The organism is [Micrococcus luteus] ATCC 49442, assembly GCF_010367585.1.
GTDB classification, from domain to species: Bacteria; Actinomycetota; Actinomycetes; order Actinomycetales; family Micrococcaceae; genus Arthrobacter; species Arthrobacter luteus_A.
Genome location: NZ_JAAAXP010000001.1, coordinates 1,354,433 through 1,370,771, shown reverse-complemented (window position 1 = coordinate 1,370,771; position 16,339 = coordinate 1,354,433). Strand labels below are relative to the sequence as shown.

Genomic DNA, 16,339 nt, shown 5'->3' with positions numbered 1-16,339 from the left:
CTGTTCGTGCATATTCGACCGCCCCGGATAAGGCACTAGACTTGACCTGATGTCTGAGCAGCCCGCCCCCGCCCCCGTATCTGTCCCGGTCCCCGCCGCCAGCCCGCTGTCGCCGGATCTGGCCGCCGCACTCAAGCGGGACAGTGCCGGGCTTGTTGCCGCTGTGGTCCAGCAGTTCGACACCAACGAGGTGCTGATGCTGGGGTGGATGGATGACGAGGCCCTGCACCGGACCATGACCAGCGGCCGGGTGACGTTCTACTCCCGCTCCCGCCAGGAATACTGGCGCAAGGGGGACACCTCCGGCCACGTCCAGTGGGTCAAATCCGTGGCCATGGACTGCGACGGCGATGCCCTCCTGATCCGCGTCGACCAGGTCGGCGCCGCGTGCCACACGGGCACCAGGACCTGCTTCGACGGCAGGGACCTGGACGTCCGGGCCGGCGCGGCCCTCTGATCCACCCGCCTGGGGCGGAACCCCCTCAGGCCTCCATACTTTGGCAGCAGAAGACTGACGCGGTTCCACCGCGGCGGCACACAAGAACAGGCGGCGAAGCATAGCCATGCAGGACCTTGGAATCATCAGCCCGGGCCTCGAGGAGTTCCGCGAACTGGCCGGCAACAGCCGGGTCATCCCCGTTACGCTGAAGGTGCTCGCCGATGCGGAGACTCCCATCGGCCTGTACCGGAAGCTGGCTCAGGGCCAGCCCGGCACGTTCCTGATGGAGTCCGCGGCGGTGGGCGGAACCTGGTCGCGCTACTCGTTCATCGGCGCCAAATCCCGTGCCACGCTGACCACCAAGGACGGCCAGGCGTACTGGCTTGGCCAGCCGCCGGCCGGAGTGCCTCTGGACGGCAACCCCGTGGACGCCATCCGCGACACGGTCGAAGCGCTGCGGACCAGCAGGTTCGAAGGCCTGCCGCCGTTCACGTCCGGCCTGGTGGGCTTCCTGGGCTGGGAAACGGTCCGTCACTGGGAACGTCTCACCAGCCCGCCCGAAGATGACCTGCACCTGCCGGAACTGGCGCTGAACCTCGTCACGGACATGGCCGTGCACGACAATCACGACGGCAGCGTGCTGCTTATTGCCAACGCCATCAACTTCGACAACAGCTCTGAGCGCGTTGACGAGGCGTGGCATGATGCCGTGGCCAGGGTCAAGGCCCTGCTCACCAAGGTCAGCACACCGGTGGCGCAGCCGGTCTCGGTCCTGGAGCCCGCAGCCCTGGACTTCGCTTCCAGTGTGGAGGAGCGGTGGGCCGAACCCGCCTACCTGGAGGCACTGGACCGGGGCAAGGAAGCCATTGTGGACGGTGAAGTGTTCCAGGTGGTGATTTCCCGCCGCTTCGAGATGGAATGCGGCGCGTCCCCGCTGGATGTCTACCGGGTCCTGCGCAACACCAACCCCAGCCCCTACATGTACATCTTCAGCCTCGAAGACGCCGATGGCCGGGAGTACTCGATCGTCGGCTCCTCACCGGAAGCCCTCGTGACGGTGACCGGCGAAGAGGTCATCACCCACCCGATTGCCGGTTCGCGGCCCCGCGGCAAAACGGTCGAGGGGGACAAAGCCCTCGCCGAGGAACTCCTGGCGGACCAGAAGGAACGCGCTGAGCACCTGATGCTGGTGGATCTCTCCCGCAACGACCTCTCCAAGGTGTGCGTGGCAGGAACCGTGGACGTCACACAGTTTATGGAGGTGGAGCGCTTCAGCCACATCATGCACCTTGTCTCCACCGTGGTGGGGAAGCTGTCTCCCCAGGCCAAGGCGTATGACGTCCTGAAAGCGACGTTCCCCGCCGGCACCCTGTCCGGCGCCCCGAAGCCCCGAGCCCTCCGCCTGCTGGACCAGCTTGAACCGCACCGGCGCGGAATCTACGGCGGCGTGGTGGGCTACCTGGACTTCGCCGGCGATATGGACATGGCCATCGCCATCCGCTCGGCGCTGCTGCGTGAAGGACGCGCCTACGTCCAGGCCGGCGGCGGCATCGTGGCGGATTCGGTGAACCCCACCGAGGCACTCGAAACCGTGAACAAGGCAGCCGCTCCGCTCCGGGCAGTCCACACGGCCGGATCGTTGCGCAACATCACGGCCGAATCATTGCCTGATCCCAGGGAGGCCCGCGAATGACTCCGGCATGGGCCCGCAAGTCCACGCTGGTGCTGCTGATAGCAGTTCTGGCGCTGGCCGTCTTTGGCACCACCACCCAGACCTGGATCAACATCACCCTGGACCCGGACCAGGTTGGCCAGACAGCGGGGGGCCAGAACACCCTGCCGGTGCAGGGCAGCAAGGCGGCCACCGCGGTGACCGCCCTGGCGCTCGTGGCACTGGCCGGGGGGCTGGCCGCCTCCATCGCCGGAAAGGTCGCGCGCTGGGTCATCACCGTCATCGTCGTCCTTGCAGCCACCGGCATCGTCGCGGCCGCCGCTACGGTGCTGGCTGACCCGCTGGCCGCCGCGCAAGGGTCCATTGCTGCCGCCACCGGAGTGACCGGAAGCAGCGCCGGAGCCGAGGCGACTGTCTTCCCGGTTCTCGCCGTCGTCGCCGGTGTCCTTTTGGCGCTGGGCGCCCTGGTGATTGTTCCGGCGGGCCGGTACTGGAAGTCGCGGACCAAATATGACACGGCCGCCTACGGCGCGTCCGCCGGCAGCAGCATGGCGCCGGCAGGGCCGGTGGACGAGATCGACAGCTGGGACAGGCTCTCGCGCGGCGACGACCCCACCTAAGCGCCGCCGGCGGCCGGCCGGGATGACGCCCTCAAACCGCCGCCGGGCCCGCCGATGGGCAGGTCACCGCCAAAAAATGGCAGAATGTAAGCAGTATTGATCCTGAGGAGATTCACATGAGCAAAGCACCCGCATCCGCGTCCAAGTCCGCTACTGAAGCTGCCGTCCACCACGGTGTTGACCACAGCCAGGAACTGGGCCATGGCAACAGCCCCGCAGCTTGGACCTGTGTGATCGTGATGCTGGTTGGTGCCCTGGTCTGCTCCATCGCCTTCGTCATCGCCAACACCCCCATCTTCATCGCCGGTGGAGCCGTTATGGTCCTCGGCCTGATCCTGGGCTACATCATGCGCAAGGCAGGCTACGGCGTCGAAGGCAGCAAGCTGAAGAGCACCGGCCACTGATGGCTACTGTTCTCGATGACATCAACGCCGGTGTCAGGGAGGATATGGAGTCCAGGAAGCGCCTCGTTTCGCTCGCGGAACTGAAGGATCTGGCCACCGCTGCGGCGCCCGCGCGGGATGCCTGGGCGGCCCTCGGCGGTCCGGCTGATCCGCGCGATGAGCTGAAGGTCATCGCCGAGATCAAGCGGCGCAGTCCCTCCAAGGGGGACCTGGCCACCATTGTGGACCCGGCTTCGCTCGCGGCGCAGTACGCCGACGGCGGTGCCGCCGTCATCAGCGTCCTCACCGAACAGCGGCGCTTTAATGGGTCCCTCGCGGACCTGGATGCCGTCCGTGCCCGCGTGGACACTCCGCTGCTGCGCAAGGACTTCACGGTCGACGAATACCAGATCTGGGAGGCCCGCGCCCACGGTGCGGACCTGATCCTGCTTATTGTGGCGTCACTCTCGGACAGCGAGCTTCGGGACTTCAGCGCGCTCAGCCGCGAACTGGGCATGAATGTGCTGGTTGAGACGCACACGGAAGAGGAAATCGAACGTGCCGTGGCGGCGGAGGCGCGGATCATCGGCGTCAACGTCCGCAACCTCAAAACGCTCGACGTCGACCGTTCCGTTTTCGCGTCCCTCGCCGGCCTGATTCCAGCCGAAGCGCTGGTCATCGCCGAATCCGGCGTGCGCGGCGTGGACGACGTAAGGTACTACGCCGCGAACGGCGCGAACGCCATCCTGGTGGGCGAGGCGCTGGTGAGCGATTCCACTCCCCGGGAGCGGATCGCCGAGTTCACCGCCGCCGGCGCAGCCGCAATCTCCGCACGGGCCTAGTCCCGGCAACCGCCGGCGCCGGTGCCGGCGGCACAACACTTCTGAACGATCAACTGGAACAGGACGGGACTGATGGCTGAAGCTTCAGAGAACGCTGACATCAACGCCACGGAGGCATTCCTGCAGGGCGGCTCGCTGAAGCACGCCCCGGGGCCCTACTTCGGCGGCTACGGCGGACGATGGATGCCCGAGTCGCTGATCGCCGCCCTGGACGAGCTCGAGGACACCTTCGAAAAGGCCAAGGCCGATCCTGACTTCCTGGCCCAGATCGCGGAGCTGAACAAGAACTACTCCGGCCGGCCTTCGCTGCTCACCGAGGCCAAGCGGTTCTCTGAATACGCGGGCGGCGCACGGATCTTCCTCAAGCGCGAGGACCTGAACCACACCGGATCGCACAAGATCAACAACGTGCTGGGGCAGGCCTTGCTGGCCAAGCGCATGGGTAAAACCCGTGTCATCGCTGAGACCGGCGCGGGGCAGCACGGCGTGGCCAGCGCCACCGCCGCAGCCCTCCTCGGCCTGGAATGCGTTGTCTACATGGGCGCTGAAGACTGCCGCCGCCAGGCACTGAATGTTGCCCGCATGCAGCTGCTCGGCGCCACGGTGGTCCCCGTGACCAACGGCTCCCAGACCCTCAAGGACGCCATCAACGACGCCCTCCGGGACTGGGTCAGCAACGTCGACACCACCCACTACCTGCTGGGCACCGCCGCCGGCGCGCACCCGTTCCCGGCCATGGTCCGTTTCTTCCACGAGGTCATCGGCGAGGAAGCCCGTGCCCAGATCCTGGAGCAGACCGGCAAGCTGCCTGACGCCGTCGTCGCCTGCATCGGCGGCGGCTCCAACGCGATCGGCATCTTCCACGGGTTCCTGGATGACCCCGGCGTCAGGATCTACGGCTTCGAGGCCGGCGGCGACGGCGTCGAGACCGGACGCCACGCGGCCACCATCACGCTCGGCAAGCCCGGCGTCCTCCACGGTGCGCGCTCATACCTCATGCAGGACAACGACGGGCAGACCATCGAGTCCCACTCGATCTCCGCCGGACTGGACTACCCGGGCGTTGGCCCCGAGCACGCCTACCTGGCCGATATCGGCCGGGTCACGTACGAGCCCATCACCGACAGCGAAGCGATGGACGCGTTCAAGCTCCTGTGCCGGACCGAGGGCATCATCCCCGCCATCGAGTCCTCTCACGCCCTCGCAGGCGCCATCAAGGTGGGCAAGCGGCTCACCGAAGGCAGCGCCAACCCGTCCGATACGGTCATCATCGTGAACCTCTCCGGCCGTGGCGACAAGGACGTGGAGACTGCCGCGGAATGGTTCGACATGCTCGACGAGGAGGGCAAGGTCAAGGGGACCAACCTTTCCACCCGCAAGCCCAAGGGCCCTGCCGACCGGGCGGAAACGGAAGCCGTTCCCGCGACCGGTGCCCCCGCCGCCGTCGCAGATCAAGCCGTTTCAGAGAAGACTGCCGCAGAAAACACTGAGGACCACTGATGACTGAACAGACGGCCAGCAAGTCCGCCGCCGCCATCGACCGCGCCCGCGACGCCGGGCGCTCGGCCCTGGTCTGCTACCTGCCGGCCGGGTACCCCGACGTCCAGGCCACCATCGACGCCGGCATTGCCATGGCGAAGAACGGTGCCGACCTGATCGAAATCGGCATCCCCTACTCGGACCCTGTCATGGATGGTCCGGTCATCCAGGCGGCCACCACCGAGGCCATCGCCAACGGGTTCCGCGTGGAGAGCGTCTTCGACGTCGTAGCCGGCATCACCGCCGCCACAGACGTCGCAGTCCTGGTCATGACGTACTGGAACCCCGTACTGCGCATGGGCGTGGACGAGTTTTCCCGCAGGCTGGCCGAGGCCGGGGGAGCAGGGCTCATTACCCCGGACCTCATCCCGGACGAGGCGACGGAATGGTTCGCGGCGTCGGACAAGTACGGCCTGGACCGGGTGTTCCTCGTGGCACCTTCCTCCACCCCCGAGCGCCTGGCCATGACCGTGAAGGCAAGCCGGGGCTTTGTGTACGCCGTCTCCATCATGGGCGTCACAGGCACGCGGCAGGATGTCAGCAGCAGCGCTGAACAACTTGTTGCCGACACCCACGCTGCCGGTGCCGAGCGCGTCTGCGTCGGGCTCGGAGTTTCCAACGCCGGGCATGTCCGGGAGATCGCGGCCTACGCCGACGGCGTCATCGTGGGAACGGCACTGGTTGCTGCAATCCGCGACGGCGGTGTTCCCGCCGTCGCAGACCTCACCCGGGACCTCAGCGCTGGACTCACCCGGGAAGTGGCCTAACCCCTGATGCAGACGCTCCTCCACGCTGCCGCCCTGGTGCCGGCCAGCATCCCCAGCCCGGACTGGTCCGGCTTCGATATCCCGCTGCCGTGGGGGACCCTGCGGATCCACGCCTATGCCCTGTGCATCCTGGCCGGCATCATCGTGGGCCTGTGGCTTACGTCCGTCCGGTGGGCCAAGCGCGGCGCACCCGAAGGCAGCGTGTGGGACATCGTCATCTGGGCCATCCCGTTCGGCATCATCGGCGGCCGGCTGTACCACGTTGTCTCGTCACCGGACCAGTATTTCGGGCCCGGCTTCGACGGTACCGGCGACCTCTGGCTGATCCCGCAGATCCAGCGCGGCGGCCTGGGGATCTGGGGCGCCGTTGTCCTGGGTGTTGTGGGCGCCTGGATCGGCTGCCGGCGTGCAGGGGTCAAGCTCACAGCCTTTCTGGACGCCGCGGCGCCCGGCCTCCTGCTGGCCCAGGCCGTGGGCCGGTGGGGCAACTACTTCAACCAGGAACTCTTCGGCGGTCCCACTACGCTGCCCTGGGGCCTGCAGATCGACGCGGACAACCCGAACTTTCCCGCCGGCACGCCGGCGGACACGCTCTTCCACCCGACCTTCCTGTACGAGTCGCTCTGGAACATCGCCGGCGTGCTGATCCTGCTGGCCCTGGACCGGCGGTTCAACTTCCGGCGGGCACGCCTGTTCTGGCTCTATGCGATGTATTACACGCTGGGCCGGGTCTGGATCGAAGCGATGCGAATCGACGAGGCGGAGCAGATCAGCCTCTTTGGCATCACCACCAGGCTTAACGTCTGGACCAGCATCTTTGTGTTTGTCATTGCCTTGGTGGTGTTCATCCTGTTGGGGATGAAGGGACGGCCGGAACCGGACACGCCATATCTGGAAGGACACGGTCCCGCGGCAGCGCCGGGCAAGACTGTCCGCGATGCGGATTCCCGTGTCTCAGATAGTGGTGCGCGTGATAATCTGCCTGTTATCCAAAATGGTTCCGGAAATCCTTCCACCCCAACGGAAGAGGAACCGGCGTCCGGCAGCGGCAACAAGCCCGCGGCTGAAGCGTCGGGGACCGGAAATTCCCGCCACAAGGCAACGGAATCAGCGCCGGAGGCTGGCACAAGCAAGTAGGACGCCAGCACGGCATGGGCAGCACAGAGTCACCTCTCGGAGCGCCCGCACCACAGCGTCGTGGCAACAGGGCACGCCCGGACAGCAGAGAGCTGCTGCCCGGTCAAGCCCGGGTCAGTGGCCTGCGTAACTCTTCGTTCAGCAGGCCTGTCTGGCCTACAATTTCCAGTAAATAAACACTTTGTTGTGCCCATCACACAGGCGCGGAGAGTGGGGCCAACGGTGTCCCTTCCATACGTACGATCTCGAGGAAGGACGTCTTCAATGACCCATCTTCATAGCCCACGCTGGTCCGAAAAAATAGGATCTGACGGCCCCGTCTCTCCGTTTAAGCGTTTCGCTGCGCTGCCGGAGGCCCGGGGTCTATACAACCCAGAAAACGAGAAAGACGCGTGTGGCCTTGCGATCATCGCCACGCTCCGCGGTGAGCCCGGCTACGACATCGTCGACGCCGCGCTGACCGCCCTGCGCAACCTCGAGCACCGCGGTGCCGTGGGCGCAGACGAAGGCACCGGTGACGGTGCCGGCCTCCTCATGCAGATCCCGGATGAATTTTTCCGCGCCGTCACGGAATTCGAGCTTCCCGCGCCCGGCCAGTTTGTGGCCGGCACCGCCTTCCTGCCCGCAGAGCAGCGCGAGGCCGACGCCGCAAAGACCGGCATCGAAGGCCTGGCTGCCGATGAGGGCCTCAAGGTCCTGGGCTGGCGCGAAGTGCCCATCGTGGCGGACCTCGTGGGCGCCATGGCCCGCGCCTGCATGCCGTACTTCTCCCAGCCCTTCCTCGCCTCAGCCACCGGCGAGAAGCTGGACCGCAACGAGCTCGACTCGCGGGCATGGCGGATCCGTAAGCGTGCCCAGAACAAGTTCGGTGTCTACTTCCCGTCTCTGTCCTCGCGCACCATTGTCTACAAGGGCATGCTCACCACCGCCCAGCTGGAGCCGTTCTACCCGGACCTCTCCGACAAGCGCTTCAAGACCAAGCTGGCCATTGTCCACTCGCGCTTCTCCACCAACACGTTCCCCTCCTGGCCGCTGGCCCAGCCGTTCCGCACCATCGCCCACAACGGTGAAATCAACACCGTCAAGGGCAACCGGAACTGGATGCGCGCCCGCCAGTCCCAGCTCGCCAACCCGCTGCTGGGGGATTCCCCCGAAGAGCTGTACCCCATCTGCACGCCCGGCGCATCCGACTCGGCGTCCTTCGATGAGGTAGCCGAGCTGCTCTGGCTCTCCGGCCGGCCGATCACGCACTCGATCATGATGATGATCCCCGAGGCCTGGGAAAACCACGCCACCATGGATCCGGCACGCCGTGCCTTCTACGAGTACCACTCGCTGCTGATGGAACCGTGGGACGGACCGGCCGCCGTGTCGTTCACCGACGGGAACCTGGTGGGCGCCACCCTGGACCGCAACGGCCTCCGCCCCGGACGCTACTGGATCACCGAGGACGGCCTGATCGTCTTCGCCTCCGAGGTGGGCGTAATCGACGTCGAGCCCTCCAAGGTGGTCAAAAAGGGCCGCGTCTCCCCGGGCAAGATGTTCCTGGTGGACACCGACGCCGGCCGCATCATTGACGACGAAGAGGTCAAGGCCGAAGTGGCCGCGGCGAACCCCTGGGCCGAGTGGCTCAAGGACAACCTGATCGACCTCAAGGACCTCCCCGAGCGCGAGCACGTGGTCCACACAGCGGCCTCCGTGAACATCCGCCAGCGGACCTTCGGCTACACCACCGAAGAGCTGAAGATCCTGCTCGGCCCCATGGCGCGCACCGGTGCCGAGCCGCTGGGAGCCATGGGTTCGGACACGCCCGTAGCGGTCCTGTCCAAGCGTCCGCGCCTGCTGTTCGACTACTTCGTGCAGTCCTTCGCCCAGGTCACCAACCCGCCGCTGGACGCCATCCGTGAAGAGCTGGTCACGTCGCTGACCTGTGCCATCGGTCCCAACGGCAACCTGCTGGACACCAAGCAGGTCCGGCAGCCGCAGGTTTCGCTGCCGTTCCCCGTGATCAACAACGACCAGCTCGCCAAGATCGCCAACATTGAAACGCCCGACGGCGACAGGATCGCCATGAAGGTCCGGGGCCTGTACCGCCCCGAAGGCGGCGAAAACGCCCTGCGTGCCCGCCTGACCGAAATCTGCGAGCAGGTTTCCGGTGCCATCAACCGCGGCGTGCAGTACGTGGTGCTGTCCGACCGCGACTCGAACGCCCAGTGGGCACCGATCCCGTCGCTGCTGCTGGTCAGCGCCGTGCACCACCACCTGCTGCGCAGCGCCAACCGCACCAAGACCGCCTTGGTGGTTGAGGCCGGCGACGTCCGCGAGACACACCATGTGGCCGTGCTGATCGGGTACGGCGCATCCGCCGTGAACCCGTACCTCGCCATGGAGTCCGTGGAGCAGCTCATCAGCAGCGGAGACGTTGTTGGCGTGACCCCGCAGGACGGCGTCTACAACCTGATCAAGGGCCTCGGCAAGGGCGTCCTGAAGATCATGTCCAAGATGGGCATCTCCACGGTGGCTTCCTACACGGGTGCGCAGACGTTCGAAGCGCTTGGCCTCGGCCAGGAGCTGGTGGATGAATTCTTCGCCGGCACGCACTCCCAGCTGGGCGGCGTAGGCCTGGATGTCATCGCCGCAGAAGTTTCGGCGCGGCACCAGATGGCCTACCCGGAAGGCGGCATCGAGCAGCCGCACCGCCCGCTCCTCGGCGGCGGCGAGTACCAGTGGCGCCGCGACGGCGAACCGCACCTCTTCAACCCGGAGACTGTCTTCCGGCTGCAGCACGCCACGCGTGAACGCCGCTACGACATCTTCAAGTCCTACACCAAGGGCGTGGATGACCAGTCCGAGAACCTGATGACCCTGCGCGGGCTGCTCAAGTTCAAGAACGAACGCCCTGCCGTGCCCCTGGAAGAAGTGGAGCCCGTCTCCAGCATCGTCAAGCGCTTCTCCACCGGTGCCATGAGCTACGGGTCCATCTCGAAGGAAGCCCACGAGACCCTCGCGATCGCCATGAACCAGCTGGGCGGCAAGTCCAACACCGGTGAAGGCGGCGAGGACGTGGACCGCCTGCTGGACCCGAAGCGCCGCTCTGCCGTCAAGCAGATCGCCTCCGGCCGGTTTGGTGTCACCAGCCTTTACCTCACCAACGCGGACGACATCCAGATCAAGATGGCGCAGGGTGCCAAGCCCGGCGAGGGCGGCCAGCTGATGGCGCAGAAGGTCTACCCCTGGGTTGCCCGGACGCGCCACTCAACACCCGGCGTCGGACTCATTTCGCCTCCTCCGCACCACGACATCTACTCCATCGAGGACCTCGCGCAGCTCATCTACGATGCGAAGCGCGCCAATCCCTCGGCCCGTGTCCACGTCAAGCTCGTCTCCGAAGTGGGGATCGGCACTGTGGCATCGGGTGTCACCAAGGCGAAGGCCGACGTCGTACTTGTCTCCGGACACGACGGCGGCACCGGCGCGTCCCCGCTGAACTCGCTCAAGCATGCGGGTGTGCCGTGGGAGCTGGGGCTCGCGGAGACCCAGCAGACGCTGATGCTCAACGGCCTGCGCGACCGCGTGGTGGTGCAGGTGGACGGCCAGCTCAAGACCGGCCGCGACGTTGTCATCGCCGCACTGCTCGGCGGTGAGGAGTTCGGCTTCGCCACCGCGCCCCTGGTGGTGGAAGGCTGCATCATGATGCGCGTCTGCCACCTGGACACCTGCCCGGTGGGCGTTGCCACCCAGAACCCCGAACTGCGGGCACGCTTCTCCGGCAAGCCCGAATTCGTGGTCAACTTCTTCGAATTCCTCGCCGAGGAAGTCCGCGAGATCCTCGCGGAACTGGGTTTCCGGAGCATCGAAGAAGCCATCGGCCATGCCGAGGTGCTGGATGCCCGCGAGGCGATCAACCACTGGAAGGCCGAAGGCCTTGACCTGGACCCGATCCTGCACGGACTCGAGTTCGACGACGACGCTCCGCTGCGCAACATGACCTCGCAGAACCATGAGCTGGACAAGCACTTTGACCAGCGCCTAATCACCATGGCTACCGAGGCACTGACCGACCGCAGCCCGGTGAAGATTGCCGTGGATGTCATCAACACGGACCGTTCCGTGGGCACCATGCTGGGCCACACGGTGACCAAGACGTTCAGCACGGACGTGCTGGCGCCGGACACGATCGACATCACCCTGACCGGCACCGCGGGACAGTCGCTGGGCGCGTTCCTGCCCGCCGGCATCACGCTGCGGCTGTTCGGTGATTCGAACGACTACGTGGGCAAGGGCCTTTCCGGCGGACGCATTATTGTCCGCCCGGACCGTACCAACGTGTTCAAGGCTGAGACCAACGTCATTGCCGGCAACGTGATCGGCTACGGCGCAACCAGCGGCGAGATGTTCCTGCGCGGCCAGGTAGGCGAACGCTTCCTGGTTCGGAACTCGGGTGCCACTGCCGTTGTTGAAGGCATCGGTGACCATGGCTGCGAGTACATGACCGGCGGCCAGACGCTGATCCTTGGCCGGACGGGCCGCAACTTCGGTGCCGGCATGTCCGGCGGTACCGCCTACGTGCTGGACCTGCGGACCACGCGGGTCAATAAGGACGCCCTGCAGTCCGGCGAACTCCAGCTTGTGGAACTCGACGCCGAGGACCGGGACATTGTCCACGGCCTGCTGGTGAAGCACGTCGAGGAAACGGAGTCGCTGCACGCTGCCCGGCTGCTGGAGAACTTCGACGACACCTGTGCCCGCATCACCAAAGTGCTGCCGCGCGATTACGCGGCAGTCCTGCAAACCCGTCTTGACGCGATCGAAGAGGGCCTGGACCCCGATGGCGAAGAAGTATGGGCTCGAATCCTGGAGGTAACCGGTGGCTGACCCACGCGGATTTCTTAAAGTACGCCAGCGTGAAACCCAGCCACGCCGCCCTGTTCCGGTCCGCATCATGGACTGGAAGGAAGTTTACGAGGCCCAGGAGAAGGGTGTCCTGAAGGCCCAGGCGGGCCGCTGCATGGACTGCGGCGTTCCGTTCTGCCACCAGGGCTGCCCGCTGGGCAACCTGATCCCCGAGTGGAACGACCTCACGTGGCGGGACAAGGGCGAGGAAGCGATTGAGCGGCTGCACGCCACCAACAACTTCCCCGAGTGGACCGGCCGGCTTTGCCCCGCGCCCTGCGAGGCGTCCTGTGTGCTGGGCATCAACCAGCCTGCGGTGACCATCAAGCAGGTTGAAGTCTCCATCATCGACGAAGCCTGGGACAGCGGCTGGGTCAACCCGCTGCCGCCGACGCGACTGACCGGAAAGACCGTTGCCGTCGTCGGCTCCGGCCCCGCCGGCCTGGCCGTGGCGCAGCAGCTGACCCGGGTGGGCCACACGGTGGCTGTGTATGAGCGTGACGACAAGATCGGCGGGCTCCTCCGCTATGGCATCCCCGACTTCAAGATGGAGAAGGAGCAGGTGGACCGCCGCATCGAGCAGATGAAGACCGAAGGCACCCGCTTCCGGACCGGCGTCGCCGTGGGTACAGACGTGACATGGGAGCAGCTGCGGCGCCGGTATGACGCCGTGGTGGTTGCCACCGGCGCTACCGTGCCGCGCGACCTGCCCATCCCGGGCCGCGACCTTGACGGTGTGCACTACGCCATGGATTACCTCGTTCCGGCCAACCGCGTTGTCGCGGGGGAGACGGTGGAGAACCAGATCCACGCCAAGGGCAAGCATGTGGTGATCCTGGGCGGCGGCGATACTGGCGCGGACTGCCTCGGCACCGCGCACCGCCATGGTGCCGCTTCGGTGACCACCCTGGCCATCGGCAAGCAGCCGCCGGCTGAGCGTGCCGGGCACCAGCCCTGGCCGACGTTCCCCACGCTGTTCGAGATGGCCAGCGCCCATGAAGAGGGCGGGGAGCGCACGTACCTCGCCTCTACCGTGGAGTTCGTGGGGGAGAACGGCAAGCTCACCGGCGTGAAGGTTGCCGAAACCGAATTCGTGGACGGCAAGCGGCTCCCCAAGGCCGGCACCGAGCGGATCATCCCGGCGGACCTGGTTTTCCTGTCCCTGGGTTTCACCGGGGCCGAGCCTGCCGGGATCACCGAGCAGGTCAGCGCAGAATTCGACGGCCGCGGCAACGTGTCCCGCGACGGGTACTACATGACCAGCACAGAGGGAATCTTCGTGGCCGGCGACGCAGGGCGCGGGCAGTCCCTTATTGTGTGGGCTATCGCCGAGGGCCGTGCCTGCGCTGCCGCGGTGGACAAGTTCCTGATGGGCAGCACCATCCTGCCCGCCCCCGTAGCGCCGACGGACCGGGCCATCGCGGTTCTCTGACATAGCAGTCAGTTCGCCTCAGGTTCACTTCCACAATGACTTAACCAATGCAGCACACTATTAGGGTAGGTATATGAGACGCGCTAAGATTGTGGCCACTTTTGGCCCGGCAATTGCCAGCTTTGAGAACACGTTGGCGGTGTTGGAAGCGGGCGTGGATGTGGCCCGGATGAACATGAGCCACGGCGACTATTCCGTGCACGACAACACGTACGAGAACGTCCGGAAGGCTGCGGGGCAGCTGAGCAAGCCGGTGGCCATCATGGCTGACCTGCAGGGCCCGAAGATCCGTCTGGGCCGTTTTGTGGACGGCCCGCATGAACTCGCCGAGGGTGACATCTTCACCATCACCACCGAGGATGTGCCGGGCACCAAGGAGATCTGCTCCACCACGCTGAAGAGCCTCACCGAAGACGTCAACGTGGGCGATGCCCTGCTGATCGACGACGGCAAGGTGGCCCTGCGCGCCATCGAGGTGGACGCCGTCAAGGTTGTCGCCGAAGTGACTGTGGGCGGCATGGTGTCCAACAACAAGGGCATCAACCTTCCCGGTGTGGCAGTGAACGTTCCGGCGCTGAGCGAGAAGGACGAGGACGATCTCCGCTGGGCCATCCGGCGCGGCGTGGACATGGTTGCGTTGTCGTTTGTCCGCGACGCCACGGACATTTCCCGTGTGCACGAGATCATGGATGAAGAAGGCCGCCGCGTGCCGGTGATCGCCAAGATCGAGAAGCCGCAGGCCGTGGAGCAGCTCCACGAAATCATCGACGCCTTCGATGCGATCATGGTGGCCCGTGGCGACCTCGGTGTGGAGCTTCCCCTGGAGGAAGTGCCGATCGTGCAGAAGCGCGCCATTGAACTGGCACGCCGCTGGGCCAAGCCGGTCATCGTGGCCACGCAGGTCCTCGAGTCCATGATCGACAACCCGCGCCCCACCCGCGCGGAAGCCTCCGACTGCGCGAACGCCGTCCTTGACGGTGCGGATGCAGTGATGCTGTCCGGTGAGACCAGCGTGGGCAAGTACCCGATCGAAACCGTCAAGGTCATGGCCCGGATCATCGAATCCACCGAGGTGCACGGCCTGGAGCGCGTTCCGCCGCTGGGGACCAAGCCCAAGACCCGTGGCGGTGCCATCACCCGCGCCGCCGTCGAAATCGCTGACCAGCTGGACGCAAAGTACATCTGTACCTTCACCCAGTCCGGCGATTCCGCGCGCCGCCTGTCGCGCCTTCGCCCCATCCGGCCGGTATTCGCCTTCACTCCGCTGGAGCACGTGTGGAACCAGCTGGCACTGACCTGGGGTATCCAGCCGGTGCTGGTTCCGATGGTGGGCCACACCGACGAGATGACCGCACAGGTTGACCGCAGCCTGCTGGAGATGAAGCTGGTGAACGACGGCGACCTCGTTGTCATTGCCGCCGGTTCCCCTCCCGGCAAGGCAGGTTCCACCAACATCCTGAAGGCTCACAGGGTAGGCGATTTCGCCGACGCCGGCAGCCTCGGCGACAGCAGCCAAGGTGCTCCCCGCGAGAAGCTCGGCCCCTGGCCGACGTCCTAGGGACCTAATCGAAAAGGACCCCTGCCGATTGGCAGGGGTCCTTTTCGTTTGTCCTGGGTCTTAGTTGACCTGGTTGATGATGGTTTCCGCGACTTCGCGCATGCTGAGGCGGCGGTCCATGGAGGTCTTCTGGATCCAGCGGAAGGCTTCCGGCTCCGTCAGGCCCATCTTGGTGGTGAGGAGGCTCTTGGCGCGTTCCACGAGCTTGCGGGTGGCGAACTGTTCCTGCAGGTCCGACACTTCGCTTTCGAGGGCCTTGATTTCCTCGTGGCGGGAGAGCGCAATCTCCAAGGCCGGGATGAGGTCGGCCGGGGTGAAGGGCTTGACCACGTAGGCCATGGCGCCGGCGTCGCGGGCGCGCTCCACGAGTTCCTTCTGGCTGAACGCGGTCAGCAGGACCACGGGGGCGATCCGGGCCTTGACGATCTTTTCGGCGGCGGTGATGCCGTCCATGACCGGCATCTTGACGTCCATGAGGACGAGGTCGGGCTTGAGTTCTTCGGCCAGCTGCACGGCCTTTTCGCCGTTGTCTGCTTCGCCGACAACGTCGTACCCTTCACCGCGCAGGATCTCGATGATGTCGAGGCGGATGAGGGTTTCGTCCTCGGCCACAATGACGCGGCGCGCCGGCTGGGACGTGGGGTTTGACTCCGTCTGTTCAGTCACGGGATCTCCTTGGAAAGGTACGGGGGAACATCACCATTTTAGGTGCGCCCGCGGCCGTACTTTGAACTGCATGGTCTATTGCGGCGTCAACGGCGCGATTCTGAAATTTAGCCTATCTGCATGTAGAGTAATTCCGCGTACGTGAAGCGATCGCGTTGCTCACAATCAGCTGTGGGCGTACCGGTTTGCATCGCGTATTCCGCGCCCGAGTGGCGGAATTGGCAGACGCGCCGCACTCAAAATGCGGTATCGAAAGGTGTGTGGGTTCGAGTCCCACCTCGGGCACAGCATATCCCCTCGTCAGAGGGGTTTTTGCTTTAACTTGTTGACATAGCTTGTGGTGGCGTCCCTCTGACGCTAAGTGCGCGGGCTTTGGCTTGGCCGCCGCGAG

Annotated in this window: 12 protein-coding genes and 1 tRNA gene; 12 read left to right on the top strand and 1 reads right to left on the bottom strand. The window is 65.7% G+C overall.

Going from position 1 to position 16,339, the window contains the following annotated elements:
* Nucleotides 1-49 precede the first annotated feature (49 nt).
* From hisI to pyk, 11 genes are all read left to right on the top strand, one after another.
* Nucleotides 50-457 carry a phosphoribosyl-AMP cyclohydrolase gene (hisI, locus tag GUV69_RS06195; RefSeq protein WP_164200663.1) on the top strand — a complete coding sequence of 136 codons (408 nt, stop codon included), beginning with the start codon at nt 50-52 and terminating at the stop codon, nt 455-457.
* A 106-nt stretch (nt 458-563) separates the two neighbouring features.
* The gene (locus tag GUV69_RS06190) at nt 564-2,132 is read left to right on the top strand and encodes an anthranilate synthase component I (protein ID WP_164200662.1); all 1,569 of its coding nucleotides are present in this window, start codon (nt 564-566) and stop codon (nt 2,130-2,132) included.
* Nucleotides 2,129-2,731 (top strand): Trp biosynthesis-associated membrane protein, encoded by a 603-nt coding sequence (locus GUV69_RS06185; RefSeq protein WP_164200660.1) that lies wholly within the window; start codon nt 2,129-2,131, stop codon nt 2,729-2,731. Before GUV69_RS06190 ends, GUV69_RS06185 begins: the two co-directional genes overlap by 4 nt.
* 116 nt (nt 2,732-2,847) lie before the next feature.
* The gene (locus tag GUV69_RS06180; protein ID WP_164200658.1) at nt 2,848-3,135 is read left to right on the top strand and encodes an HGxxPAAW family protein; all 288 of its coding nucleotides are present in this window, start codon (nt 2,848-2,850) and stop codon (nt 3,133-3,135) included.
* Entirely contained in the window at nt 3,135-3,956 is an 822-nt protein-coding gene (gene trpC, locus GUV69_RS06175; protein ID WP_164200656.1) for an indole-3-glycerol phosphate synthase TrpC, read from the top strand. Before GUV69_RS06180 ends, trpC begins: the two co-directional genes overlap by 1 nt.
* A gap of 72 nt (nt 3,957-4,028) precedes the next feature.
* Nucleotides 4,029-5,456, top strand: a complete 1,428-nt coding sequence (trpB, locus tag GUV69_RS06170) for a tryptophan synthase subunit beta (protein WP_164200654.1) — start codon at nt 4,029-4,031, stop codon at nt 5,454-5,456.
* Nucleotides 5,456-6,262, top strand: a complete 807-nt coding sequence (gene trpA / locus GUV69_RS06165; protein WP_164200652.1) for a tryptophan synthase subunit alpha — start codon at nt 5,456-5,458, stop codon at nt 6,260-6,262. Before trpB ends, trpA begins: the two co-directional genes overlap by 1 nt.
* Before the next feature lie 6 nt (nt 6,263-6,268).
* Entirely contained in the window at nt 6,269-7,399 is a 1,131-nt protein-coding gene (gene lgt, locus GUV69_RS06160) for a prolipoprotein diacylglyceryl transferase (protein ID WP_164200650.1), read from the top strand.
* A gap of 264 nt (nt 7,400-7,663) precedes the next feature.
* Nucleotides 7,664-12,274 carry a glutamate synthase large subunit gene (gene gltB / locus GUV69_RS06155; protein WP_164200648.1) on the top strand — a complete coding sequence of 1,537 codons (4,611 nt, stop codon included), beginning with the start codon at nt 7,664-7,666 and terminating at the stop codon, nt 12,272-12,274.
* On the top strand, nt 12,267-13,724 hold the full coding sequence (locus GUV69_RS06150) for a glutamate synthase subunit beta (RefSeq protein ID WP_164200646.1): 1,458 nt from the start codon (nt 12,267-12,269) through the stop codon (nt 13,722-13,724). The genes gltB and GUV69_RS06150 overlap by 8 nt, the downstream gene beginning before the upstream one ends.
* Before the next feature lie 73 nt (nt 13,725-13,797).
* Complete coding sequence (gene pyk / locus GUV69_RS06145) at nt 13,798-15,282, top strand: pyruvate kinase (protein WP_164200644.1); 1,485 nt, start codon at nt 13,798-13,800, stop codon at nt 15,280-15,282.
* Nucleotides 15,283-15,342: 60 nt separating this feature from the next.
* Here the strand turns inward: pyk and GUV69_RS06140 are convergent, their stop codons facing one another.
* Nucleotides 15,343-15,948, bottom strand: coding sequence for an ANTAR domain-containing response regulator (locus tag GUV69_RS06140; protein WP_164200642.1), 606 nt, complete (start codon nt 15,946-15,948; stop codon nt 15,343-15,345).
* Between the two features lie 203 nt (nt 15,949-16,151).
* Here GUV69_RS06140 and GUV69_RS06135 point away from each other — a divergent pair.
* Nucleotides 16,152-16,233: transfer RNA gene (locus GUV69_RS06135), tRNA-Leu, on the top strand.
* Nucleotides 16,234-16,339: the final 106 nt, after the last annotated feature.